General features: G+C 73.8%; 26 protein-coding genes. 20 read left to right on the top strand and 6 right to left on the bottom strand.

Translation table 11 applies throughout. The annotated features are described in order from the left end of the window. Positions 1-11 precede the first annotated feature (11 nt). Together Dfulv_RS25900 and Dfulv_RS25895 are read right to left on the bottom strand one after the other, a co-directional pair. On the bottom strand, positions 12-794 hold the full coding sequence (locus Dfulv_RS25900) for an SDR family oxidoreductase (RefSeq protein WP_259855886.1): 783 nt from the start codon (positions 792-794) through the stop codon (positions 12-14). Then, entirely contained in the window at positions 769-1,920 is a 1,152-nt protein-coding gene (locus tag Dfulv_RS25895) for an acetyl-CoA C-acetyltransferase (RefSeq protein WP_259868113.1), read from the bottom strand. The genes Dfulv_RS25900 and Dfulv_RS25895 overlap by 26 nt, the downstream gene beginning before the upstream one ends. 52 nt (positions 1,921-1,972) lie before the next feature. Here Dfulv_RS25895 and Dfulv_RS25890 point away from each other — a divergent pair, with 52 nt between their 5' ends. The 6 genes from Dfulv_RS25890 (at position 1,973) to Dfulv_RS25865 (ending at position 7,445) form a co-directional block, all read left to right on the top strand. After that, entirely contained in the window at positions 1,973-3,490 is a 1,518-nt protein-coding gene (locus Dfulv_RS25890) for a FadD3 family acyl-CoA ligase (RefSeq protein ID WP_259855882.1), read from the top strand. Continuing rightward, positions 3,490-4,140: an SDR family NAD(P)-dependent oxidoreductase gene (locus Dfulv_RS25885; RefSeq protein WP_259855880.1), complete on the top strand. Its 651-nt coding sequence runs from the start codon at positions 3,490-3,492 to the stop codon at positions 4,138-4,140. The genes Dfulv_RS25890 and Dfulv_RS25885 overlap by 1 nt, the downstream gene beginning before the upstream one ends. 13 nt (positions 4,141-4,153) lie before the next feature. Then, a complete protein-coding gene (locus tag Dfulv_RS25880; RefSeq protein ID WP_259855878.1) occupies positions 4,154-5,347 on the top strand; it encodes an acetyl-CoA C-acetyltransferase in 1,194 nt (397 codons plus the stop codon). Then, on the top strand, positions 5,344-6,231 hold the full coding sequence (locus tag Dfulv_RS25875; protein ID WP_259855877.1) for an SDR family NAD(P)-dependent oxidoreductase: 888 nt from the start codon (positions 5,344-5,346) through the stop codon (positions 6,229-6,231). The genes Dfulv_RS25880 and Dfulv_RS25875 overlap by 4 nt, the downstream gene beginning before the upstream one ends. A 154-nt stretch (positions 6,232-6,385) precedes the next feature. Then, on the top strand, positions 6,386-6,913 hold the full coding sequence (locus tag Dfulv_RS25870) for a DinB family protein (protein ID WP_259855875.1): 528 nt from the start codon (positions 6,386-6,388) through the stop codon (positions 6,911-6,913). 52 nt (positions 6,914-6,965) lie between these two features. Continuing rightward, positions 6,966-7,445: a hypothetical protein gene (locus Dfulv_RS25865; protein ID WP_259855874.1), complete on the top strand. Its 480-nt coding sequence runs from the start codon at positions 6,966-6,968 to the stop codon at positions 7,443-7,445. 68 nt (positions 7,446-7,513) lie between these two features. Here the strand turns inward: Dfulv_RS25865 and Dfulv_RS25860 are convergent, their stop codons facing one another. Continuing rightward, positions 7,514-8,101 carry a TetR/AcrR family transcriptional regulator gene (locus tag Dfulv_RS25860; protein WP_259855872.1) on the bottom strand — a complete coding sequence of 196 codons (588 nt, stop codon included), beginning with the start codon at positions 8,099-8,101 and terminating at the stop codon, positions 7,514-7,516. Positions 8,102-8,259: 158 nt separating this feature from the next. Between Dfulv_RS25860 and Dfulv_RS25855 the strand changes: the two genes are divergently transcribed. The 13 genes from Dfulv_RS25855 (at position 8,260) to Dfulv_RS25795 (ending at position 19,099) form a co-directional block, all read left to right on the top strand. Next, entirely contained in the window at positions 8,260-9,072 is an 813-nt protein-coding gene (locus Dfulv_RS25855) for a CoA transferase subunit A (protein ID WP_259855870.1), read from the top strand. 64 nt (positions 9,073-9,136) lie between these two features. After that, positions 9,137-9,886 (top strand): CoA-transferase subunit beta, encoded by a 750-nt coding sequence (locus tag Dfulv_RS25850; protein ID WP_259855868.1) that lies wholly within the window; start codon positions 9,137-9,139, stop codon positions 9,884-9,886. Positions 9,887-9,948: 62 nt separating this feature from the next. After that, complete coding sequence (locus tag Dfulv_RS25845; RefSeq protein ID WP_259868103.1) at positions 9,949-10,923, top strand: NAD(P)H-dependent flavin oxidoreductase; 975 nt, start codon at positions 9,949-9,951, stop codon at positions 10,921-10,923. Next, positions 10,923-11,540: a transferase hexapeptide repeat family protein gene (locus Dfulv_RS25840; RefSeq protein WP_259855867.1), complete on the top strand. Its 618-nt coding sequence runs from the start codon at positions 10,923-10,925 to the stop codon at positions 11,538-11,540. Before Dfulv_RS25845 ends, Dfulv_RS25840 begins: the two co-directional genes overlap by 1 nt. A 30-nt stretch (positions 11,541-11,570) precedes the next feature. Further along, positions 11,571-12,323: an SDR family oxidoreductase gene (locus tag Dfulv_RS25835; protein ID WP_259855866.1), complete on the top strand. Its 753-nt coding sequence runs from the start codon at positions 11,571-11,573 to the stop codon at positions 12,321-12,323. An 11-nt stretch (positions 12,324-12,334) separates the two neighbouring features. Continuing rightward, complete coding sequence (locus Dfulv_RS25830) at positions 12,335-12,760, top strand: MaoC family dehydratase N-terminal domain-containing protein (RefSeq protein WP_259855864.1); 426 nt, start codon at positions 12,335-12,337, stop codon at positions 12,758-12,760. Continuing rightward, positions 12,757-13,146 (top strand): MaoC/PaaZ C-terminal domain-containing protein, encoded by a 390-nt coding sequence (locus Dfulv_RS25825; protein ID WP_259855862.1) that lies wholly within the window; start codon positions 12,757-12,759, stop codon positions 13,144-13,146. The genes Dfulv_RS25830 and Dfulv_RS25825 overlap by 4 nt, the downstream gene beginning before the upstream one ends. After that, on the top strand, positions 13,143-13,877 hold the full coding sequence (locus Dfulv_RS25820; protein WP_259855856.1) for an enoyl-CoA hydratase family protein: 735 nt from the start codon (positions 13,143-13,145) through the stop codon (positions 13,875-13,877). Before Dfulv_RS25825 ends, Dfulv_RS25820 begins: the two co-directional genes overlap by 4 nt. Positions 13,878-13,882: 5 nt before the next feature. Further along, complete coding sequence (locus tag Dfulv_RS25815) at positions 13,883-15,034, top strand: acyl-CoA dehydrogenase family protein (RefSeq protein WP_259855855.1); 1,152 nt, start codon at positions 13,883-13,885, stop codon at positions 15,032-15,034. Between the two features lie 13 nt (positions 15,035-15,047). Next, positions 15,048-15,974, top strand: coding sequence for an acyl-CoA dehydrogenase family protein (locus Dfulv_RS25810; protein WP_259855854.1), 927 nt, complete (start codon positions 15,048-15,050; stop codon positions 15,972-15,974). Next, positions 15,971-16,816 (top strand): enoyl-CoA hydratase, encoded by an 846-nt coding sequence (locus Dfulv_RS25805; RefSeq protein WP_259855853.1) that lies wholly within the window; start codon positions 15,971-15,973, stop codon positions 16,814-16,816. Before Dfulv_RS25810 ends, Dfulv_RS25805 begins: the two co-directional genes overlap by 4 nt. Next, positions 16,816-17,565: an SDR family NAD(P)-dependent oxidoreductase gene (locus Dfulv_RS25800; RefSeq protein ID WP_259855852.1), complete on the top strand. Its 750-nt coding sequence runs from the start codon at positions 16,816-16,818 to the stop codon at positions 17,563-17,565. The genes Dfulv_RS25805 and Dfulv_RS25800 overlap by 1 nt, the downstream gene beginning before the upstream one ends. Next, a complete protein-coding gene (locus Dfulv_RS25795; protein WP_259855851.1) occupies positions 17,558-19,099 on the top strand; it encodes a class I adenylate-forming enzyme family protein in 1,542 nt (513 codons plus the stop codon). The genes Dfulv_RS25800 and Dfulv_RS25795 overlap by 8 nt, the downstream gene beginning before the upstream one ends. 125 nt (positions 19,100-19,224) lie before the next feature. Here Dfulv_RS25795 and Dfulv_RS25790 read toward each other — a convergent pair whose 3' ends face one another. Continuing rightward, the gene (locus tag Dfulv_RS25790; RefSeq protein ID WP_259855850.1) at positions 19,225-19,827 is read right to left on the bottom strand and encodes a thioesterase family protein; all 603 of its coding nucleotides are present in this window, start codon (positions 19,825-19,827) and stop codon (positions 19,225-19,227) included. Between the two features lie 85 nt (positions 19,828-19,912). Between Dfulv_RS25790 and Dfulv_RS25785 the strand changes: the two genes are divergently transcribed. Next, positions 19,913-21,520: a class I adenylate-forming enzyme family protein gene (locus Dfulv_RS25785; RefSeq protein WP_259855849.1), complete on the top strand. Its 1,608-nt coding sequence runs from the start codon at positions 19,913-19,915 to the stop codon at positions 21,518-21,520. Positions 21,521-21,717: 197 nt separating this feature from the next. Here the strand turns inward: Dfulv_RS25785 and Dfulv_RS25780 are convergent, their stop codons facing one another. Beyond that, positions 21,718-23,148 (bottom strand): class I adenylate-forming enzyme family protein, encoded by a 1,431-nt coding sequence (locus Dfulv_RS25780; protein WP_259855846.1) that lies wholly within the window; start codon positions 23,146-23,148, stop codon positions 21,718-21,720. Further along, positions 23,145-24,281: a zinc-dependent alcohol dehydrogenase gene (locus tag Dfulv_RS25775; protein ID WP_259855844.1), complete on the bottom strand. Its 1,137-nt coding sequence runs from the start codon at positions 24,279-24,281 to the stop codon at positions 23,145-23,147. The genes Dfulv_RS25780 and Dfulv_RS25775 overlap by 4 nt, the downstream gene beginning before the upstream one ends. Positions 24,282-24,294 lie beyond the last annotated feature (13 nt).

The raw sequence follows: 24,294 nt of genomic DNA, 5'->3' as shown, positions 1-24,294 counted from the left end.
CGGAACGCCGCTCAGCCGGCGGGTGACGGGCGGGCCGTGTCGGCGTAACGGGGGAGCTGGCCGCCGCCGTCGACCAGGAGGCCCGCGCCGGTCATGTAGCCGGCGAGGGGGGACGCCAGCAGCAGCACCGCGTCGGCGATGTCGTCCGGGGTGGCCATCCGGCCCATCGGCACCGTCGCCGCCACCGCCGCCAGGGCCTCCTCGTCGCCGTAGTGCGCGGCGTTCTCCTCGGTGCGGACCACCCCGGCCGTGACCAGGTTGACCCGCACGTTCGGCGCCCACTCCAGCGCCAGCGCCCGCGTCAGCACCTCGAGGCCGCCCTTCGCCGCCGCGTACGCCGCCGTGCCGGGGGCCGGGCGGATGGCCGAGACGCTGCCGATGTTCACGATGAGGCCGCCGCCGGGCTGGTCCTGCATCACCGCGTTGGCGGCCTGCGCCACGAAGAACGGCGCGAGCAGGTTGAGCCGGACCACGGCGGTGACGAGGTTCGGCGAGACCGTCGCCGCCGGCGCCGGGGGTGAGCCGCCCGCGTTGTTGACCACCAGGTCGAGGCGGCCGAAGCGGGACACCGCGGCGGAGACCAGGGCCGACGCCTCGGCCGGCTCGCGCACGTCGGCGGCCGTGAAGGCCACGCCCTCGGGCAGGTCGTCCGGCGTGCGCCGGCCGCAGACGAGGACCTGGTAGCCGGCCTCGACCAGCCGGACCGCGATGGTGCGGCCGATGCCGCGGGTGCCGCCGGTGACGATCGCGGACCGCGGTGCCCGGGCCTCAGAGCCGTTCGATGATGGTGACATTCGCCGTCCCCCCGCCCTCGCACATCGTCTGCAGACCGTACCGCCCGCCGGTCGCCTCCAGTTCGTGCAGCAGCGTCGTCATCAGCCGGGCCCCGGTCGCGCCGAGCGGGTGGCCGAGCGCGACCGCGCCGCCGTTGACGTTGACACGGGCCGGGTCGACGCCGGTCTCGTGCTGCCAGGAGAGCACGACCGGCACGAACGCCTCGTTGATCTCGACGAGGTCGATGTCGCCGATCGTCAGCCCGGCCCGCTCGAGCGCGTGGGCGGTGGCCGGGATCGGGCCGGTGAGCATGAAGACCGGGTCGTCGGCGCGGACGCTGAGGTGGTGGATCCGGGCGCGGGGGCGCAGGCCGTGCTCGGCGACCGCCCGCGGCGAGGCCACCAGCAGCGCGGCGGCGCCGTCGGAGATCTGGCTGGCCAGCGCCGCCGTCACCACGCCGCCGGGGGTGAGGGTCGGCAGGCCGGCCATCTTCTCCAGGGTGGTGTCGCGGCGCGGCCCCTCGTCGTCGCGCAGCTCGCCGACGGGGACGATCTCGCGCGCGAAGCGCCCGGAGTCGACGGCGGCGGCGGCCTTGCGGTGGCTGCCCAGCGCGTACGACTCCATCTCGGAACGCGTCAGGGACCACTTCGTGGCGATGAGCTCGGCCGCCCGGAACTGGCTGATCTCCTGGTCGCCGTAGCGGGCCTGCCAGCCGGCGGAGCCGCCGAAGGGGTCGTCGAAGCCGTACTCGCGGCCGGCGAGCATCGCCGACGAGATCGGGATGGCGCTCATGTTCTGCACGCCGCCCGCGACGACGAGGTCGGCCGTGCCCGACAGAACCGCCTGCGCGGCGAAGTGCACGGCCTGCTGCGAGGAGCCGCACTGGCGGTCGACGGTGACGCCCGGGACGTGCTCGGGAAGGCCGGCGGCGAGCCACGACGTGCGGGCGATGTTGCCGGCCTGCGGGCCGATCGTGTCGACGCAGCCGAAGACGACGTCGTCGACCGCGGCCGGGTCGACGCCGCTGCGCTCCATCAGCGCCGTCAGCACGTGCGCGCCGAGGTCGGCGGGGTGGATGCCGGCGAGCCCGCCGCCCCGCCGACCGACCGGCGTGCGGACCGCTTCGACGATGAACGCATCGGACAAGGTCATGCCGGACACCTTACCAAGCGAGCGCTTGGTTGGTAAGGTGCTCGGCATGGAACCATTGGCCGCCCGCACCATCCCGGATCTGGTACGGGCCGGTGCCGTCCACTTCCGCGACCGGGAGGCGATCGTCGACGGCGCGGTCCGGCTGACCTACGCGCAGCTCGGCGAGGAGGTCAACCGCTTCGCGGCGGCCCTCGCGGCGCGCGGCGTCGGCAAGGGCGACCGGGTCGCGCTGTGGGCGCCCAACAGCTGGCGGTGGATCGTCGCCGCCCTGGGCATCGTGACCGCCGGCGGGGTGCTCGTGCCGCTGAACACGCGGTTCAAGGGCGCGGAGGCCGGCTACATCCTGCGGCGCGGCGGCGCCCGCCTGCTCCTGGTCGAGGACGGCTTCCTCGGCAACCGCTACGTGGAGTCGCTGACGGCGGCGGCCGAAACGCACGAATCCGGTACATCAGATCTGCCGGATATCGTGACGTTTGATCAGTGGGAGGAGTTTGTCGGGGGCGGTGCGGCAAGCGGGGGAGCGGCCGGGCCGGACGTGACCGTCACCCCCGACGACCTGTCCGACCTGTTCTTCACCTCCGGCACCACCGGGCAGCCGAAGGGTGCCATGCTCACCCATCGGCAGAGCACCGAGCTGTACGTGACGTGGAGCGCCCTCGCCGGCCTCGTCGAGGGCGACCGCTACCTGCTGGTCAACCCGTGCTTCAACACCTTCGGCTACAAGGCCGGCGTCATCGCCTGCCTGCTGCGCGGCGCCACCGTCGTCCCGCAGGCGGTCTTCGACGTCCGCGAGACGCTCGAGGTCGTCCAGCGCGAGCGGATCACCGTGCTGCCCGGCCCGCCGACGCTCTACACCTCGATGCTCGACCACCCCGACCGGACCCGCTTCGACCTGTCCAGCCTCCGCGTCGCCGTGACCGGCGCGACGACGGTGCCCGTGGTCATGATCGAACGGCTCCGCGACGAGCTCAAGCTGCGGACCGTCCTCACCGCCTACGGCCTCACCGAGTCCTGCGGCACGGCCACGATGTGCCGCCCCGACGACGACCCGCACACCGTCGCCACCACCTGCGGCACCGCGCTCCCCGGCGTCGAGGTCCGCGTCGACGGGCACACCGGTGAGGTGCTCGTCCGCGGCTACAACGTGATGCGCGGGTACTTCGAGGATCCCCGCGCCACCGCCGACGCGATCGACGCCGACGGCTGGCTGCACACCGGCGACGTCGGCGTCCTCGACGAGCGCGGCTACCTGCGCATCACCGACCGGCTCAAGGACATGTTCATCGTCGGCGGGTTCAACGCCTACCCGGCCGAGATCGAGCAGGTGCTCGCCCGGCACCCGGCCGTCGCCGAGGTCGCGGTCGTCGGCACGCCCGACGAGCGGCTCGGCGAGGTGGCCCGCGCCTTCGTGGTGACGCGCGGGCCGGCGGACCCCGGCGAGCTCACCGCCTACTGCAAGGAGCGCCTCGCCAACTACAAGGTGCCGCGCGAGTTCGTGTTCGTCCCCGAACTGCCGCGCAACGCCAGCGGCAAAGTGCTCAAGACCACCCTCCGGAGCCGCTGATGGACACCGTGATCGTCACCGGCGGGGCCAGCGGCATCGGCGCCGCGATCGCCCGCCTCGCCACGGAGCAGGGCCTGCGGGCCGTGGTCTGGGACCTCAGCCCCGGCGGCATGATCGTCGACGTCCGCTCCCGCGAGGCGGTCGAGGCGGCGCTCGCCGAGGTCGGCCCCGCGCGGTACCTCGTCAACAACGCCGGCCCCGCCAGCAGTTCCGGCCTGCCGTTCGCCGACGGCGTCGCCGGTACCGTCGGATCCGTCGAACTCGTCACCTCCGCGTGGCTGGCCACGGATCCCCCTGATGGTGCCGCGGTCGTCAACGTCGCCTCCGTCGCCGGGAACCTCGTCGGCACCGACTCCGCCTGGTACTGCGCCGGCAAGGCCGCCATCGCCGGCTACACGCGCCACCTCGCCACGCGGATCGCGCCGCGTGTGCGGGCCAACGCCGTCGCGCCGGGCTTCATCGCCACCCCACGGATGGCCGGCTTCGCCGACACCCCGCTCGGCCGGTCGCTCGTCGAGCGCAACCCGATGCGCCGCGCCGGCCGTCCCGAGGACGTCGCCGCGGCCGTGCTGTTCCTGCTCTCGCCGTCCGCCGCCTACGTCAACGGGGTGCTCCTCCCCGTCGACGGCGGCTGGACCGTGTCCCAATGAAAGAAGGTCCCCTATGCCGGATGCCGTGATCGTCTCCGCGGTCCGCTCCCCGATCGGGCGCGCGTACAAGGGCTCGCTGGCCGGGGTGCGCGCCGACGACCTCGCCGCCCAGATCGTCCGCAAGGCCCTCGACAAGGTGCCCGCCCTCGACCCCGCCACGCTCGACGATCTCATCCTCGGCTGCGCCCAGCCGGCCGGCGAGCAAGGCTACAACCTCGGCCGCCAGGTCGCGATGCACCTCGGCTTCGACATGGTGCCCGGCGCCACCGTCAACCGCTACTGCGCCTCCTCGCTCCAGGCGATCCGGATGGCCTTCCACGCGATCAAGGCGGGGGAGGGGCACGCCTTCGTCGCCGCCGGCGCCGAGGTCGTCTCGCACTACCCCGCCGGCAGGGCCGACGGCATGCCGGACACGAAGAACCCGCGCTGGCCCGCCTTCGCACCCACGGACCACTGGTCCGACCCGCGCGAGCGCGGTGAACTGCCCGATGTGTACCTTGCGATGGGGGAGACCGCCGAGAACGTCGCCCAGCTGTGCGGCGTCAGCCGGCACGAGCAGGACGAGTTCGCCGTGCGCAGCCAGAACAACGCGGAGAAGGCGCAGGCCGACGGGTTCTGGGACCTCGACATCACGCCGGTCGAGCTGCCCGACGGCACGGTCCTGCGCCGCGACGACGGCCCCCGCCCGGGCGTGACCCTGGAGAAGGTCAGCGCGCTCCAGCCCGTGTTCCGCCCCGACGGCACGGTCACCGCCGGCAACTGCTGCCCGCTCAACGACGGCGCCGCGGCCCTCGTCGTGATGAGCTCCACCCGCGCCGCCGAGCTCGGGCTGACCCCGCTCGCCCGGATCGTGAGCACCGGGGTGTCCGCGCTGAGCCCCGAGATCATGGGCCTCGGCCCGGTCGAGGCGACCCGGCGGGCACTGGCCAACGCCGGTATGTCGATCCGGGACATCGACCTCGTCGAGATCAACGAGGCGTTCGCCGCGCAGGTGATCCCGTCGTACCGCCAGATGGGCGCCGACCTGGACAAGGTCAACGTCCACGGCGGCGCGATCGCGGTCGGGCACCCGTTCGGGATGACCGGCGCCCGGATCGCCACGACGCTGCTCAACGGCCTGGTGCATAAGGACCGCCAGTTCGGCCTGGAGACGATGTGCACGGCCGGCGGCCAGGGCATGGCGATGGTCCTGGAGCGGTTGTCATGACCGGTCCGGAGCGGAGCGGGGGGCGCCCGACCGGTGCTCTGGGCGGCAAGGCCGTGGTCGTCACCGGGGCCGGGCGGGGGCTCGGCGCCGCCTACGCCGAGCTGGCCGCCGCCGAGGGCGCCGCGGTTGTCGTCAACGACGTCGACGCGGACCTGGCCGAGGCGGTCGCCGGCCGGATCCGCGCGGCCGGCGGCCGGGCCGAGACGGCGGTCGGCACGGTGGCCACCTGGGACGGCGCCGGCGAGATCGTCGGCCGCTGTGTCGAGGCGTTCGGCGCGATCGACGGCCTGGTCAACAACGCCGGCATCTTCCGCCTCGCGAACCCCGCCGAGCAGGACCCGGACGACTTCCGCGCGACGATCGAGGTCAACCTGCTCGGTTCCGCGTACTGCGGGCTGCACGCGATCCGCGCCATGCTCCCGCGCGGCACCGGCTCGATCGTCAACGTGACCTCGGGCTCCCACGCCGGCTCGGCCGCGATGGGCGCGTACGGCGCCAGCAAGGGCGGCGTCGCGTCGCTCACCTACTGCTGGGCCGCCGACCTGGCCGGCACCGGCGTGCGGGTCAACTCCGTGTCTCCGAACGCCCACACCAGGATGGCGGAGACGTTCGAGGCGTATCTCGGCACGGCGGCGCAGGGCCAGAACCTGCACAAGACGCCGGAGCAGAACGCCCCCGCGGTCGTGTACCTGCTGTCGGACGCGTCGGCGGCGCTGCACGGCCAGGTGGTCCGCGTCGACGGCGACGAGCTGTCGATGATGGCCCACCCGACCGTCCAGGGCACGGGCGCCCGCAATCCACAGTGGACTGTCTCCGCGGTGGCCGCGGCGTTCGCGGCCGGCGAGGTGGGCCCGCTGAGCCCGGTCGGCCTGCACCGGTCCTGACCTACGCCGGGCCGGTCCGGCAGACCGGGCAGCGGCGGAACACGAACTCGGCGGTGAACCCGCCCGGGCGGGTGATGCCGGCCCGGGCACGGCGGCCGCGAGCCCGGCGGGGCCGACCGTATCGTCTCCCGGCGGTTCGGGCAGACTTGATCGGATGGCGGACCGGACCTGGAAGTCGTTCGTGCGGAATCTCGCGGACCGGATCGAGCTCGACCTGCGCGGGGTGCTCGACGGGCTGGACCCGGAACTGCTCGACGCGGTGGCCGAGCCGGGCACCAACTCGATCGGCTGGCTGCTGTGGCACCTCACCCGCGGCCACGACCGCAACATCAGCGAGCTGTCCGGCCAGGCGCAACTGTGGGTGACCGACGGGTGGCACGTCCGGTTCGGCCGGCCCGCGGACCCGGACGAGACCGGGTACCGGCACACGCCCGAGCAGGTGGCGGCCTTCCACAGCCCGGAGCCGGCGGTCATCGGCGCCTACCACTGGGCCGTGGTGACGCGGTTGCGGGCGTATCTCGACGCGGCCCCGGCCGGCGACCCGGCCCGGCTGGCGACCAGCCCCACCCTCGGCGACACCGTGCCGGTCCAGCAGCGTCTCGTCGGCGTGCTCGTCGAAGGGCTGGAGCACGTCGGCCAGGCGGCGTTCCTCCGCGGCGTGCTCGAACGGCGAGGACAGTGACAAGGTGAACAACCCGGCGGTGCGGCCGGGCCGTGGTGCCTACGATCGGCCGGTGGAACCACTGCCCGGCACCGACGACCTCCTCCGGGTGATGACGATCCTCGGCATCCCCGGCGACCCGCTGCTCATCATGCAGGACCACGCCGACGACCGGCGCCGGGCGGCGCTGCTCGCCCACATCGCGGCCGGCGTCGTCGCCCAGCTCGGTGCGCTCGAGTCCCTGGCTGGCCTCGACGTCGACGACCGGGCCGACCTGCACCGGCGGGCCGACCGCGAGACGGCCGGCCGCGGCCGGCCCACCACGGCGCTGCAGCTGGCCCGGCTGGCGTGGGTGCAGCAGGCGGTCGCCCGGGACCGCGGCGTCCGGCCCGACCCGGTCTCCGACACCGTGTCGACCACGCTCGGGGCGCTGATGCAGCTGCTGGAGCACCCCGGCACCGACCCGATGCGCACCGACGCGCTCCTCGCCCTCCGCGACGCCGCCGACCATCTCGCCACCACGCTGCGCGCCACCCACCACGAAGCCGTGTAGGCGTCAGAAGGCGGGTCGCCGGTCGTGCCGCCCCCCGCGGCGCGACCGGCGACGTAGAGCGCGCACCGTCAGGGGCGGGACAGGCCGTCGAGGAACAGGGAGGTGCAGTCCTCGGCCAGGCGGGTGATCGGGTAGGCCGCCGTGGGCTTGAACCAGCGCACCGACAGCCACACCGCGTCACGCATCAGGCGATACAGGATCTTGGGATCGAGGTCGTCGCGGATGACGCCCCGGGCGACGCCCGTCTCGATCACCTGGAGCCAGGTCGCCTGGACCTCCTTGCCGGCGTTGCGGAGGTATCCGAACCGCTCGATCTGGGTGAGGTAGTTGACGTCGTTCTGGTAGATCTCGGTGGCGTGCGGGTGCGCCTCGACGACTTCGAGGGACGCCACGATCAGATCGTGGAGCCGGGTGCGCGGGTCGGCGTCGCCGGCCAGGACGCGCTTGTACCGCGTGCGCAGGTCCTCGAGATAGGAGGTCACGATCTCGTCGACCATCGCCTCCTTCGACTCGAAGTGGTGGTACAGGCTGCCGGACAGAATCCCGGCCTCGTCGGCGATCTCGCGGACAGTGGTCGCTGCCACCCCCTTGCGGGCGAACAGCGCCGCGGCGCTGGCGAGAATTCGCTCGCGTCGATCCCCAGGCTCTCGCGCCATCCCGTGCTTCCTTGTCGATGTGTCTTCGGCACCAGGAGTGTACGTGTGCCGGCGCCGTGAGATACGGCTCGTTCGCGAGTGTAGCGTAATCAAGCAAGCGCTTGGTACGGTCAGCGGGCAACCCGTGCTGCGGCTCAAGAAGGCGGCGATGAAGCGCGATGGCAAATAAGCGGATGACCGAAGACGAGGTCGTGGCACAGCTACGCTCCGGCATGACGGTCGGGATCGGCGGGTGGGGCTCGCGGCGCAAGCCGATGGCCCTGATCCGGGCGATCCTGCGCTCCGACCTGACGGACCTGACCGTCGTTAGTTACGGCGGGCCTGACATAGGCCTGCTGCTGGCCGCCAAGAAGGTGCGCCGGCTGGTGTACGGCTTCGTGTCCCTCGACTCGATACCGCTCGAGCCGCACTTCCGTGCGGCTCGGGAGGCGGGTGCGGTCGAGGTGACCGAGTATGACGAGGGCATGCTGCGCTGGGGCCTCTACGCCGCCAGCTGCCGGCTGCCCTTCATGCCCAGCCGGGCAGGGCTCGGCTCGGACGTGCTGCGGGTCAACCCGGAGCTGCGAACCGTCGCCTCGCCCTACGGCGGCGAGGAACTTCTGGCCGTGCCGGCGTTGTCCCTCGACGTCGCGCTCGTCCACCTCAACCGGGCCGACGAGCACGGCAACGCCCAGTACCTCGGGCCCGACCCGTACTTCGACGACCTGTTCTGCACGGCGGCCGAAAAGGCGTACGTATCCTGCGAGCGCATCGTGCCGACCGAGGAACTGACCCGTGACGCGCCCGTGCAGACGCTGCTGCTGCAGCGCTGGATGGTCCACGGGGTGGTCGAGGCGCCCCGCGGGGCCCACTTCACGTCCTGCGAACCGGACTACGGCCGCGACGAGGCGTTCCAGCGCAGCTACGTCGAGGCCGCCCAGGACCCGCAGGCGTGGGCGAACTTCTACGAGCGTTATGTGGAGGTGGCATGACCACCGCAGCGCGGCGGAGGCGGGCATGCCGCTGCTTCAATTCGGATCGACAGGGGAGAACAGCGTGACCGCGACCCGTGCCGAGATCTGCGTCGTCGCCTGCGCCGAGGCGTGGCGCGGCGACGGCGAGATCCTCGCCAGCCCGATGGGCGTGGTGCCGAGCATCGGCGCGCGGCTCGCCCGCGCGACGTTCGCCCCCGACCTGCTGCTCTCCGACGGCGAGGCGTTCCTGACCCGGGGCACCTGGGCGATCGGCGGCACCCCGCCGGTCATCGAGGGCTGGATCCCGTTCCGGGCCGTGTTCGACCTGCTCTACCGGGGCCGCCGGCACGTCATGATGGGCCCGAGCCAGATCGACCGCTACGGCAACACGAACATCTCCGCGATCGGCGACTTCGCCCGGCCGACCCGCGCCCTGCTCGGCGTGCGCGGCGCGCCCGGCAACACGGTCAGCCACCCCACCAGCTACTGGGTGCCGCGCCACGGCCGGCGCTCGTTCGTCGCCGCCGTCGACATGGTCAGCGGCGTCGGCTACGACCGGGTGGCGGCGGTGCCGGAGGCGGGCCGCTTCCACGAGCTGCGCCGGGTCGTCAGCAACCTCGGGGTGTTCGACTTCGACACCGACGACCACCGGATGCGCCTCGTGTCGCTGCATCCCGGCGTGACGGTCGACGAGGTCGTCGACGCGACGGCGTTCGACCTGGTCGTACCGGCTGAGGTCCCGACGACCCGCCAGCCCACCGACGACGAGCTCACGCTCATCCGCGAGGTGATCGACCCGCAGAACGTGAGATCCCGCGAGGTGGCGGGTTGACCGGGCTGCGGACGCCGCTGTGTGATCTCTTCGGCGTCCGGTACCCGATCGTGCAGACCGGCATGGGCTGGGTGTCCGACGCCGGGCTGACCGCCGCCACCGCCAACGCCGGCGGTCTCGGGATCCTGGCCAGCGCCACCCTCTCGTACGCCGAGCTGGAGACGGCCATCGCCGAGGTCCGCCGGCGCACCGACCAGCCCTTCGGGGTCAACCTGCGGGCCGACGCGCCCGACGCCCGCAAGCGGGTCGACCTGCTCATCCGTGAACAGGTGCGGGTCGCGTCGTTCGCGCTCGCGCCGAAACCCGAGCTCATCGAACGGCTCAAGGCCGCCGGCGCCGTCGTCGTGCCCTCCGTCGGTGCCCGCCGGCACGCCGAGAAGGTGGCCGCGTGGGGTGTCGACGCCGTGGTGGTGCAGGGCGGCGAGGGCGGCGGCCACACCGGCCCGGTGCCGACCTCGCTGCTGCTGCCGCAGGTCGTCGACGCCGTCGACATCCCGGTCATCGCCGCCGGCGGCTACTTCGACGGCCGTGGCCTCGTCGCCGCCCTCGCGTACGGCGCCGCCGGCATCGCGATGGGCACCCGGTTCCTGCTCACCAGCGACAGCCCGGTGCCGGTCGAGGTGAAACAGCGCTACCTCGCCGCGACCGTCAACGACACCGTCGTCACCGCCGCCCTCGACGGCGTCCCGCAGCGGGTGCTGCGCACGCCCTTCCTCGACCGTCTGACCGGCGGCCGGCGGCTCGCCCGCGCCGTCGGCAACGCGCGCGCGTTCCGCAAGCTGTCCGGCCGGTCCTGGATCAGCCTCCTGCGGGAGGGCCGCGCGATGCACCGCGAGCACGGCCTGCGGTACGGCCAGGTGCTCCTCGCCGCGAACACGCCCATGCTCATCCGCGCCGCCATGGTCGACGGCCGCCCCGACGCGGGGGTCATGGCCACGGGCCAGGTCGCCGGCCTCATCGACGACCTGCCCAGCTGCGCCGAGCTGCTCGATCGCATCATGGCCGAGGCCGCCGACGCGCTGAAGCGGCTGAGCTGATGCCGGCCTACACGATCGACGGGGTCGTGCCGGTCGTGCACCCGACGGCGTACGTCCATCCGACCGCCGTCCTCATCGGCGACGTCCACGTCGGGCCGCACTGTTACGTCGGCCCCTTCGCCAGCCTGCGCGGCGACTTCGGCCGGATCGTCCTGGAGGAGGGATCGAACTTCCAGGACGGCTGCGTGTTCCATACCTTCCCGGGCACCGTGGCGGTCCTCGGCCGCGACGGTCACGTCGGCCACGGCGCGGTGCTGCACGGCTGCGTCACCGAGCCCGGCGTGCTCATCGGCATGAACGCCGTGGTGATGGACGACGTGCAGGTGGGAGCGTTCGCGTTCGTGTCGGCGCACTCGTTCGTCCGGTCGGGCTTCGTGGTGCCGTCGCGGACGCTGGTCGCCGGCGCACCGGCGCGGGTGGTGCGTGAGCTGACGCCGCAGGAGCTGGCCTGGAAGGCCAACGGCACGAAGGTGTACCAGCAGCTGGCGGCCCGGTGCCTGACCTCCCTGCACGAGGTGCGGCCCCTGACGGAGGCCGAGCCGGACCGCCCGGTCCTGCCGACCTCCGTGTCCGCCGCCGTCCCGCTCGATCAGGCGAGGAACACGACGCCCCTATGAAACCAAACAAGCGCTTGGTAGAGTGAGGTCATGACGACCAGGACCCGTGGGCACGGCCTGCTCGAAGGACGGACCGTGCTCGTGACCGCCGCCGCCGGAACCGGCATCGGCTTCGCCACCGCCGAGCGGTGCGTCGAGGAGGGCGCGACCGTCGCGATCAGCGACCGGCACGAGCGCAGGCTCGCCGAGACCGCCGAGCGCATCGGCGCGTTCGCGGTGCCCTGTGACGTCACGGACGAGGCGCAGGTGCAGCACCTCTTCGACGCCGTCACCGAGCGCTTCGGCGGCCTCGACGTCCTGGTGAACAACGCCGGGCTGGGCGGAACCGCCAACGTCGTCGACATGACCGACGAACAGTGGAGCACCGTCCTCGACGTCACGCTCACCGGCACCTTCCGCTGCACCCGGGCCGCGCTGCGGCACATGATCCCGCGCGGCCGCGGCGTGGTGGTCAACAACGCCTCGGTCATCGGCTGGCGGGCGCAGGAGGGGCAGGCGCACTACGCCGCGGCGAAGGCCGGGGTCATGGCGCTCACCCGCTGCTCCGCCGTCGAGGCGGCCAGGTCCGGGGTGCGGGTCAACGCCGTGGCACCCAGCCTGGCGATGCACCCGCACCTCGCCAAGGTCACCACGGAGGAGCTCCTCACCGAGCTGGCCGGGCGCGAGGCGTTCGGCCGGCCGGCCGAGCCCTGGGAGGTCGCGAACGTGATCGTGTTCCTCGCCAGCGAGTACAGCTCGTACATGACGGGCGAGGTCGTCTCCGTCAGCAGCCAGCACCCGTAAAGGAACCGGACATGGTCGACGACAGCGCCGCCGGCAGGGTGGGCGAGCCGTTCACCCTCGACGTCGAGCGCGGCAAGATCCGCGAGTTCGCGCGTGCCGTCCGCTCGCAGAACCCCGACTACCTGGAGGCGGAGCGGCCGGTGGTGCCGCCGACGTTCCTCACCACCGCTTTCTTCTGGCAGTCCGGTCCGAGCGACCCGTGGGAGGCCGTCGCGATGGACCAGCGCAAGGGACTGCACGCCGAGCAGGAGTACGTCTTCCACGGCCCGCCGCCACGCGCCGGCACGCGGCTGACCGGCCGCTCCCGGATCGAGTCGGTGACCCGCAAGGAGGGCCGCAGCGGCACGCTCACCTTCGCGGTCATGGTGACCGAGTTCCACGACGAGACCGGCCGGCTCGTCGCCACCGCCCGCCTGACGGGGGTCGAGACCGCATGACCGCCTTCACCGTCGGGCCGCTGACGCGCACCGACCTGGTCCGGTACCAGGGCGCGTCCGGCGACTTCAACCCGATCCACCACGACGAGGAGTTCGCCCGCGCGGCCGGGATGAAGGCGCCGCTGGCGCTCGGCATGCTCCAGGCCGGGTTCCTCGCCACGTGGGCCACCGACCGGTACGGCGCGGCGAACGTGCGCGGCTTCCGTGTCCGGTTCGCCGCCCAGGTGTTCCCCGGCGACACCGTCACCTGCGACGGCGTTGAGGTGCGCCGCCGCCGGGCCGGCGACGAGGACCTCGTGGACCTGGAAATGACCTGCACCACCCAGGACGGCACGGTAGCCGTGTACGGCTGGGCGACCTTCGCGACCGATGGGAAGACGGCATGATCGAGTCCACAGTGGACGACCGGGGCGTGGCGGAGATCGTCATGGACAACCCGCCGGTGAACGCGTTGCCGGTCAAGGGCTGGTTCGACCTCGCGTCCGCGCTGCACGACGCCGGCGCCGACCCGGCGGTCCGCGCGGTCGTGCTGCGGGCCGGGGGCCGCGGCTTCAACGCCGGCGTCGACATCAAGGAGCTGCAGGCGGCGACGGGCTTCGCGGCGCTGGTCGGGGTGAACAAGGGCTGCGCGGCCGCGTTCGCCGCCGTCTACGACTGCCCGGTGCCGGTCGTCGCGGCGGTCCAGGGCTTCTGCCTCGGCGGCGGGATCGGCCTCGTCGGCAACGCCGACGTCATCGTCGCCAGCGACGACGCGACGTTCGGGCTGCCGGAGGTCGACCGGGGCGCGCTGGGCGCGGCGACCCACCTGGCGCGGCTCGTGCCGCAGCACAAGATGCGCGCCATGATGTACACGTCGGCGACCGCGACCGCCGCCGAGCTGCACGCGTTCGGCTCGGTCCTGCGGGTTGTCCCGCGCGAGGAGCTGCGCGCCGCCGCCTTCGCCGTCGCGCACGACATCGCCGCGAAGGACCCGGCCGTCATCCGCGCCGCGAAGGAGTCGCTCAACGGCATCGACCCCTGGGATCCGAAGCGCAGCTACCGCTTCGAGCAGGGCTTCACCTTCGAGCTCAACCTCACCGGCGTCGCCGACAAGGTCCGCGACGACTTCGGGCGGTGAGCGGCGTGAGCACCGTGTCCGGTGTGGACCTGACCGACACCCCGGCCGAGGCCGCGTTCCGGGCGGAGGCCCGGGCGTGGCTTCGCGCCAACGTCCCGGCCACCCCGCTGCCGTCCGGCGACACCCGGGAGGGCTTCGCCGCGCACCTGGAGTGGGAGCGGCGGCTCTTCGACGCACGCTGGGCCGTCGTGTCCTGGCCCGAGCGGTACGGCGGGCGCGACGCGTCGCTGTGGGAGTGGCTGATCTTCGAGGAGGAGTACTACGCGGCGGGTGCGCCGCAGCGGGTCACGCAGAACGGCATCTTCCTGCTCGCGCCGACGCTGTTCGAGTTCGGCACCCCCGAGCAGCAGGACACCCTGCTGCCCCGGATGGCGGCCGCCGAGGACCTCTGGTGCCAGGGCTGGTCCGAGCCGGGCGCCGGCAGCGACCTCGCCGCGATCAGCAGCCGGGCGGTGCCGGTCGACGGCGGCTGGCGCCTCTCCGGGCAGAAGACCTGGACCACCCGCGGCGCGTTCTGCACGCACCTGTTCGGGCTGTTCCGCACCGACCCGGACGCGCCCCGCCACCGCGGCCTCACGTACTTCCTCGTCCCCCTCGACACCGACGGCGTGACCGTGCGCGGTTTCGGCCGACTCGACGGCGACGAGGGCTTCGCCGAGGTGTTCTTCGACGACGTGTTCGTGCCGTCGTCGGCGGTGCTCGGCGAGGTGGGGCAGGGCTGGCCGGTCGCGATGGCGACCACCGGGTCGGAGCGCGGCCTGACCCTGCGCTCACCGGGGCGGTTCCTGCACACCGCCGAGCGGCTCGTCGCGCTCGCGGCGGCGCAGCGGGACCGGCTGCGGCCCGCTACCCGGGAACGCGTCACCCGCGCGTGGCTCGGCGCCCGCGCGTACCAGCTGTTCACGCTGCACCAGGTGACCGGGCTCGTCGAGGGCCGGCCGCCGGGGGCGCGGTCGAGCCTCAACAAGCTGTTCTGGTCGCGGCTCGACATCGACCTGCACGAGATCGCCCTGGAGCTGCTCGGCGCCGGCGCGATCCTCGACTCGCCGTGGACCCGCGGCTTCCAGTTCTCGCTCGCCGGCCCGATCTACGCCGGCACCAACGAGATCCAGCGCAACATCGTCGCCGAGCGGGTGCTCGGCCTGCCCAGGGCGTGAGGGGAGCGCAACCGTGCGGTTCGCGTTGACCGAGGACCAGTTGGCGTTCCGCGACGCCGTCCGGGAGCCGCTGTCGAAAGGCTGGGACGCCCTCGCGGAGCTGGGGTTGTTCGGCGCACTGGTCCCGGCGGAACGGGACGGCCTGGGGCTCGCCGAGACCGACCTGGTGGCGGTCCTGGAGGAGGTGGGGGCCGCCGCGGTCCCGCACCCGGTGTCGGCGACGGCGTTCGTCGCGGCACCCCTGCTGGCCGCGACGGACGATCCCAGGCTCGCGGACGTGGTGGCCGGGCGCACCCGGATCGCGCTGGCCGGTCCGGGCGGGCTCACCCCGTTCGGCGGCCACGCCGACCTGGTCCTGCACCTCGACGGCGGCGTCGCCCGGCTCGGACCGGCCGCCGGCGCGCCGGTGTCCACCGTGGACACCACCCTCGCCGCCGTCCTCGGCGCCGCCTCGACCGGCGCGGCCCCGCTCACCGACGACCCCGCCCTCGTCGCCGCGGCCGCCCGGCGCGCCGGGCTCGCGGCCGCCGCCGAGCTGATCGGTCTCGGCCGGCGCATGCTCGACCTCACCGTCGGCTACGTCAGGCAGCGCCACCAGTTCGGCGCCCCGGTCGGCAGCTTCCAGGCCGTCAAGCACCACCTCGCCGACGCGACCCTCGCGCTGGAGTTCGCCGCGCCGTCCGTGCTCGCCGCGGCCTGGGCGATGGAACACGACGTGGACGCCGAGCGGGCCGTCGACGGTGCCGTCGTCCTCGCCGCCGACGCGGCGCACGCGGTGAGCCGCGCCGCGATCCAGTGCCACGGCGCGATCGGCTACACCGTCGAGTACGAGCTGCACCGCTACGCCAAACGCGCCTGGGCCCTGGAGGCGTCCTGCGACACCGGAGCCCGCCTCGACCGGCTCGCCACATCCCTCGACCTGAAGGAGACATCGTCATGAGCGATGAAGAGGAGGTCGTGCTGTACCGCACCGACGGTCCCGTCGCCGTCGTGACGATGCACCGGCCGCAGTACCGCAACGCCCAGAACTCGAAGATGACGTACGCGCTCGACGACGCGTTCTACCGCGCCGCCGAGGACGACGACGTCAAGGTCGTCGTGCTCGCCGGCGCGGGCAAGCACTTCTCCGCCGGCCACGACATCGGCACCCCCGGCCGGGACATCGACACCACGTTCGAGCGGCGGGCCGGGCTGTGGTGGGACCACGTCGGCAAGCCCGGCGCGGAGAGCCGCTTCGCCCGCGAGTCCGAGGTGTACCTCGGGATGTGCCGCCGCTGGCGGGAGCTGCCGAAGCCGACGATCGCCATGGTCCAGGGCGCCTGCATCGCCGGTGGCCTGATGCTCGCCTGGTGCTGCGACCTCGTCGTCGCCGCCGACGACGCGTTCTTCGCGGACCCGGTCGTGAAGATGGGCATCCCCGGCGTCGAGTACTTCGCCCACCCGTGGGTCATGGGCCCGCGCTTCGCCAAGGAGTTCCTGTTCCTCGGCGAGCGCGTCGACGCCCAGCGGGCCCTGGCCCTCGGCATGGTGAACCGGGTCGTGCCCCGCGACGAGCTGGAGACGTCCACGATGGACATCGCCCGGCGGATCGCGCAGATGCCGCGCCTCGGCCTGGCGCTGACCAAGAAGGCGGTCAACCAGGCCGAGGACCTGATGGGCCTGCGCGCCGGGATGGACTCGGTGTTCGGCCTGCACCACGTCGCCCACGCCCACAACGCCGAGATCGGCACCGACTCCCTCGCCGGCCACGACGCCCGGTCCATGCGCGACGGCGCGCGCTGATGCCGCAGCGGTACGGCGGCCGCGTCGCCCTGGTGACCGGCGCGGCCTCCGGCATCGGCCGGGCCACCGTCCTGCGCCTGCTGGAGGAGGGCGCCCGCGTCGCCGGCCTCGACACCGCGCCGGTCGACACCGACGGGGAGCTCGACGGGGAGCTCGACGGGGTGCTCGGCGTGCGCTGCGACATCCGCGACGAGGAGGCGGTGCGCGCCGCCGTCGACCGGGTCGCGGCCTGGGGCGGGCGGCTCGACCTGGTCGCGAACGTCGCCGGCGTCGCCTCGTACGCGCACACCGCCGACGTGACCCTCGCCGAGTGGGACCGGATCCTCGCCGTGAACCTCACCGGCACCTTCCTCGTCTGCCGGGCCGCCCTGCCGCACCTCGTCGCCGCCCGCGGCGCGATCGTCAACGTGGCCTCGCTCGCCGGGGTGCGCGGCTGGCGGTACAGCGCCGCCTACTCGGCGGCGAAGGGCGGCGTCGTCGCGCTGACCCGGTCCCTCGCCGTGGAGTTCGCGCCGTCCGGGGTGCGGGTCGCGTGCGTCTGTCCCGGCTCCGTGGACACGCCGCTGAAGGCGGGGCTGCAGCCGGTACCGGATCCGGATCCGCGACTGCTCGAGCACGGGCGGGCGCTCGTGGACCCGCCCGTCGCCGACCCGGCGGAGGTCGCGGCGGCCATCGCGTATCTCGGCTCCGCGGAGGCCCGGTTCGCCACGGGCGCTGTGCTGCGCATCGACGGAGGGTCCGGTGTCTGAGTTCCCCCGGCGGACCGTCGATCGCCACTACGCCGACGGCGCCTGGACCGCCGACACGATCGCCGGCCTCGTGGCCCGCCAGGACCGCGACCGGGTCGCGTTCGTGGCGCCGGAGGGCACGTTCACCTGGGGCGAGTACGACGACCTGTCGTCGCGGCTGGCCCGGTCCTACGCGGACAGCGGCCTCGCGCCGGGCGACCGGCTCGCCGTGCTGCTCACCGGCGGGGCACTCACCCACATCGCCTACCTCGCCGCGCAGAAGGCCGGCCTCGTCACGGTCGGGATCGGCCCGCGGGCCGGCGACGCCGAGGTCACCCACCTGCTGCGCGCGACCGGCGCCGCGGGCCTGGCCACCCGGGACGTCCACCGCGGACGCTCCGGGGCCGCGATCGCGCGGCAGTGCGGCGCCCGGCGGCACGTGCTGCTCGACCTCGACGCGCTGCCCCCGGACGGGCTGGAGCAGCCGCGCGGGCTCGGCCCCGACGACCTGTTCTTCCTCAACTCGACCTCCGGCACGACCGGGGTGCCGAAGTGCGTGCGGCAGACGATGAACAACCGCAAGTTCTTCGGCCCGCTCGCCCACGCCGCGGGACGGTTCGGCCCCGACGAGGTGTTCGCCAGCATGCTGCCCGCGCCGTACGGCTTCGGGCTGTGGAGCGCCCACGTCGTGCCCGCCATGTACGGCTACCCGACCGTCCTCACCGCCGAGTTCGACGCGGCCGAGACGCTGCGGCTCATCGAGGAGCACCGGGTCACCGTGCTGTGCGCGGTGACCGCCCAGTTCATCATGCTGCTCAACGCGCCGGAGTTCGCCGCCGCGGACCTGTCGTCGCTGCGGGTGCTGTTCACCGGCGGCGAGCGGGTGCCGCTGTCGCGGGCCGCCGAGTTCGAGGAGCGCACCGGCTGCGCGGTGCTGCAGTTCTACGGCTCGAACGAGGCCGGCCCGATCTCGGTGACCACCGTGGACGATCCGCGGGAACGCCGGCTCGGCACCGCGGGCCGCCCGATCCCCGCCATGAACGTGCGCCTGGTGGGGGAGCACGGCCAGGTGGCGGCGAGGGGGCCCGGCTGCACGCCCGGCTACCTCGACGACGCCGCCGCGAACGCGGCCCTGTTCCGCCCCGACGGCTGGCTCGTCACCGGTGACCTGGCCGGGCTCGACGACGACGGCTACCTGTCCGTCACCGGACGGGTCGCGGACTTCATCATCCGCGGCGGGCACAACGTCAGCGCCCTCGTCGTGGAGGAGGCGGTCGGCAGCCACCCCTCGGTGGCGCAGGTCGCGGTCGTCGCCGCCCCGGATCCGGTGCTGGGGGAGCGGGCCTGCGCCTATGTGGTGACCCGGGCGCCGCTCACCCTCGACGAACTGCGGGAGCACCTCGACGCCGCCGGGGTGTCGAAGCAGAACTGGCCCGAGCACCTCGTGCCGCTGGACCGGCTGCCCGTCGGCACCGGCGGGAAGGTCGACAAGGCGTCGCTCCGCGCGGACGCGGCCCGGCGGTTCACCGGCACGGAGGAACTCTTGCCGAGGTAACTCCAGCGACTGCCGGCCGATCGCCGCGACCGGGGCTCGGCGATGACCGCCGAGCTGCCCTTCGTGGTCTTCGCGGCGGCGCTCGGCGCCATCGGCAGCAACCCCCGCGCCGCCGCCCGCCACCACTAGTCGAGCCTGATCAGCGTCTGCGCGACCTGGCCGTCGCCGACCGCGCGGCCGTCCACGGTGGCCTCCACGTCGAAGAGGTACCGGCGGCCGCGCACCTCGGCGAGCACCGCGGTCACCGACACCGTCTGCCCCCGCAGGGCCGGGCCCGTGTGCCGGATGCCGATCCAGGTGCCCAGCGCCGCCGTGGCGGGCCCGAAGCGGGGGCGCAGCACGGCGGCGGCGGTGTCCTCCATGAACGCGATGAGCGACGGCGTGCTCAGCACCGGCTCGGCGTCCGGCACGTGGTCGGTGGTGACCCCGGCGGTGACCGGGAACAGCCGGGTGCAGGACGTGCCGGGACCGGGATCGGTGCGCAGCAGCCCGTGCGGCCGGCCGGTCCGGGCGTCGCCGCGGCGCAGCCGGATGTCGGCGACCAGCCGCTCGCCCCGCCGCAGCCGGAGGGTGACCACGTCGGCGGAGCGTCGCGCGACGACGACCGTCAGGTCCCCGCCGGCGGTGTTGTCGTCGCCGTGCCATATCAGCTGCTCCACGTGGGCGCCGTCAGCTGGCACCGCCACCGCCACCTCGGCGCCGATCGGCGCCTCCCACACGTCGTCCACAGCTCCGCTCCCACCTTGACACCATCGAACGGCCGGGAACAGAATGACACAACCAAGCGCTTGTTTGGTAGAGAGAGGTGTTTTGGTGGAGGACCTCGCAGCGTTCTTCCCGCCCGGCACGGCTCCGGCGGCCGGCAGCGTCCACGAGCGATACGTCGCCGACCGTCTCGGCGAGATCGGCCGATGGGGCACGGAGACGCTCCCCGACGTCGTGCGCCGGCACGCGGCCACGCAGCCCGACGGGATCGCGTTCGTGGCCGGCGGCGATCGCATGACCTGGGCGGAGTTCGACAGGTGGTCGACCTGGTTCGCGCATCGGCTCGCCGACGCGGGCCTGCCCCGCGGCGCCCGCGTCGGCGTCCTGCTGCCTGACGGCGTCGCGGTCCACGTCGTCTACCTCGCGGCGATGAAGGCGGGGGTGGTCGTCGTCGCGATCGGGCCGCGTGCCGGCCGGGTGGAGGTGCGCCACCTGCTCACCGTCGGCGGCGCGACCGCGCTCGTGAGCCTCTCCCACCACCGCGACGAGCCGGTCGAGGCGATCGTCGAGGGCCTCGGCATCACGACCCACCTGGTGCTCACCTCGTCGTTCGGATCCGCCTCCGACCCGGTGCCCGGCCGTGCCGAGCTCGGCCTCGGCGAGATCCACCTGCTGAACTCGACGTCGGGCACCACCGGCATGCCGAAGTGCGTCGTGCACAACCAGAACCGCTGGTTCTATTACCACCAGCTCGCCGTCGAGTGCGGCGACCTGCGCCCCGACGACGTCTTCCTGACGCTGATCCCGGCGCCCTACGGCTTCGCGCAGTGGACGGCCAACTTCACCCCGACGATCCTCGGCGCGCCCACCGTGGTGATGCCCCGCTTCAGCGCCGACGAGGCGTTGCGGCTCATCGAACGCGAGCGGGTCACCGTCGTGTGCTGCGTCAGCACCCAGTTCATCATGATGCTGAACTCGCCGCTGATCACCGAGGTGGACCTGTCGTCGCTGCGGTGCATGTTCACCGGCGGCGAGGCGGTGCCGTTCGAGCGGGCCAGCGAGTTCGAGCGGCGCACCGGCGCCAAGGTGCTGCAGTTCTTCGGTTCCAACGAGACCGGCGCGCTGTCGCGCACCTCGGTCCGGGACACCGAGGACCAGCGGCTGCGCACCGCCGGCCGGATCATCGACGTGATGGACGTGCGGCTGTTCGCCGAGGACGGCACCGACGTGACCGCGGCCGGCGGCCCCGGGCAGGCGGCTTGCGCCGGCCCCGCGACGTGCCTCGGCTACTTCGCCGACCCGGCCGCGAACGAGGCCCTGTTCACCCCCGACGGCTGGATGCTCACCGGCGACATCTGCACGATCGACGCCGACGGCTACCTGCGGGTCGTCGACCGCAAGTCGGACTTCATCATCCGGGGCGGCAAGAACATCAGCGCCGCCGCGGTGGAGGATCAGGTAGGCGCGCACCCGTCGGTGGCGATGGTGGCGGCCGTGGCCATGCCGGACCCGACGTTCGGCGAGCGGGTGTGCGCGTTTGTGGTCCTGCGCGACGGTGCCACGCTGACCCTGGACGCGCTGCGCTCCCACCTCGACGCCCGCGGCGTCTCGCGGGAGAACTGGCCGGAGCGCCTGGAGTTCGTGGCCGACCTGCCCCGTGGCTCGGGCGGGAAGGTTGCCAAGGCGGAGCTTCGCAAGCTGCTCAACCGCTCCTGATCCCGGCTCGCCGGTGCCGTCACGGGCGCCGCGCCGGCCGCCCGCATCGGCACGCCGGTGCGGGCGGCCCGTGCGGCGCCCCGGTCGTAGCGGGCCTGCGTGAGGCGGCACGGTGCCCAGGTCCCGGCGGCCCCGGTGGGGCTGGGGCGTCGCCCCGCCGCACCAGGGATGAGGGCCGTGACCCTGGACCGGCGGACCTACTTCGGCGCCGGGTCGGAACAGGCCGCCAGCACCTCCTCGCGCAGGCGCGTGCGCTGGATCTGGCCGGTCGCCGGGGTACGCGGGATCGACCGCACCGTCGTCACCAACCGTGGCACCTGGAACGACGCCAGGCGGCCGGCCACGTGCGACCGTATCTCCGCCACCGACGGGGCCGGCGAACCGTCCGGCAGCACGAAGACGGCGCACACCAGTTCGCCCCATTTCGAGTCCGGCACCCCGACGACCGCCACGTCGAGCACGCCCGGCAGGTCGCGCAGCGCGTGCTCGACCTCGGCCGGGCCCACCGCCTCCCCACCGGTGCGGATGACCTCACGCGTGCGGCCCGTCAGGTACAGGTATCCCTCGTCGTCCAGCTGCCCGAGGTCGCCGGAGCGGTACTCGCCCTCCAGCGGCGCCGCACCGAGGTAGCCCGACATCACCGCCGGGCCGCGCACGCAGACCTCGCCGTCCTCGGCGACCCACAGCGCGTTGGGCGTCGCGGCGCGGCCGACGCTGCCGGGCTTGCGGGCCAGGTCCCAGTCGTGCAGCGCCGCCATGCGGCCGGCCTCCGTGGAACCGTAGAGGATCGTGGTCGTCGTCCCGGGCAGCCGGGCCTTGATCCGCTCGACCAGGTCGGCGGCGACGCTCGACGTGCCGGTGTCGGCGTGCAGCAGCGACCGCAGGTCGGCGTGGCGGTGCTCGGGGTCCAGCAGGCGTTCCCAGACCGCCGGGATGCAGTACAGCGCCGAGGGGCGGCGCCGCTGGACGACGTCGATCATGTCGGCGGCGTCGGCCCGGCGGACCAGGTGCACGGCGGTCCGATGCTGCCACGCCTCCATCACGTAGTGCCAGCCGCCGTAGTGGTACAGCGGGAACGTGCACACCACGCCGCCGTGCCCGCGCAGCCCCGTGGTGAACGTGCCGCCGCCCGGTGCCGCCCGCAGCCAGCTGGCCCGGTGGCTCACCAGCGCGCCCTTCGGCCGGCCGGTGCTGCCGCTGGTGAGGTACAGGATGTGCGGATCGCCGTCGTCCAGCGTCCGCCGCGCGAAGGCCCGCGCACCGCCGTCGAGGTCCGCCGGGCGCAGGCACGGCTCGGTGAAGTCCGCGTCGGACACCACCAGCTTCGGGTCGACATAGGACCGCACGCGGTCCCGCTCCGCCACCGGCAGTCCCGGGTTCACCGGCGCGAACACCGCGCCGACCCGCGCGCACGCCACGAACACGTCCAGCGCCCGCAGCGTCGGGGTGGCACACCACAGGACGGTGTCCCCGGGGCCGATGCCGAGCCCCACGAGCGCGTTGGCCGTGCGGTCCGCCGCCTCGTCCAGCTCCCGGAACGTGATCTGCTCGGTGCCGAGCGTCGCCGCGAGCTCGCCGGGTGCGGTCAACGCGGCCAGGGTCACGATGTCGCCGATCAGCAGGCTCATGCGCGCGTCCAGTCGAACAGGTCCACCTGGGCGGGGCCGAGCGCGCCGTACGCCGCCTTGTCCCGCGTGATCTCCAGCGCCTTCGGCAGCGCGTCGATCCCGTCGAGCCGGTGCGTGACCAGCCCGGCGACGTCCACGTCACCGCGGCGCACGAGCCGCAGCGCGTGCTCGAAGGCGCCGCTGCCCGGTGCGTAGCCGCCCGCGCCGGACCGCGGGTGCAGCAGCGCGGCCGAACGCTCCCGGAGCAGGCCGAGCGGGGCGGGCGCGTGCTCGGGCAGTACCGCCACCATGACGATACGCCCGCCCCGGCGGACACAGCGGGCGGCGAGGTCGAGGGTGGACGTCCCGGCCAGGCCGGCGTCCGGCGCGCCGCCGGCGGTCTCGAAGACCACGTCGGCGCCGATGCCGTCGGTGGCGTCACGGACGGCGGCCTCGACGTCGTCGGCGGCGTCCAGGACCAGGTCGGCTCCGGCCAGCCGGGCGAGGTCGCGCTTCGCGGCGCTCCGCCCGGTCACGACGACGAGCCCGGCCCCGCCACGCCGGGCGACCTGCGTGTGCAGGAGACCCATGACGCCGGCGCCGAGGATCAGGACGGTCTCGCCCGGCCGCACGTCGGCGAGCGCGTGCCCGTGGACGGCCCCGGCGAGCGGCTGCACGGCGGCCGCCTCCGAGGCGCTGACCCCGTCCGGCACGGTGACGACGGTCTTCGCGGGCACGAGCACCCGCTCGGCGAACGCCCCGGGTGTGCTGAACCCGAGCACCTGGGACCGGGGGCAGGCGTCGGGCCGGTCCCGCCGGCACGCGGCGCACCGGCCGCACGCGGCCGTCTCGACGGCGGTGACCCGGTCACCGGGCCGCGGCCCGCCGCCCGGTGGGGCGTGGCCGTCACCGGGCGGGCCGACGTCGCGGATCACGCCCGCGAACTCGTGGCCGCCGAACCGGGTCGGGCCCTCGGCGAGCCGGGCGGCGAGCACGGCGTGCATGGCGACCGGCTCGCCGGCGAGGAGCATGCACTCGGTGACGCTCGGCTGCACGCAGGCCACGTCGATCACCACTTCGCCCGGCCCCGGCACGGGGTCGGGCACCTCTTCGACGGCCACGTCGCCGAAGCCACGCATGACGAGCGCCCGCATCCCGCGACCTCCC

The sequence above is a fragment of the Dactylosporangium fulvum genome, from assembly GCF_025137375.1.
Taxonomy (GTDB): domain Bacteria; phylum Actinomycetota; class Actinomycetes; order Mycobacteriales; family Micromonosporaceae; genus Dactylosporangium; species Dactylosporangium fulvum.
The sequence above is the reverse complement of the archived record's forward strand: the minus strand, read 5'-3'. Positions and strand labels throughout refer to the sequence as shown.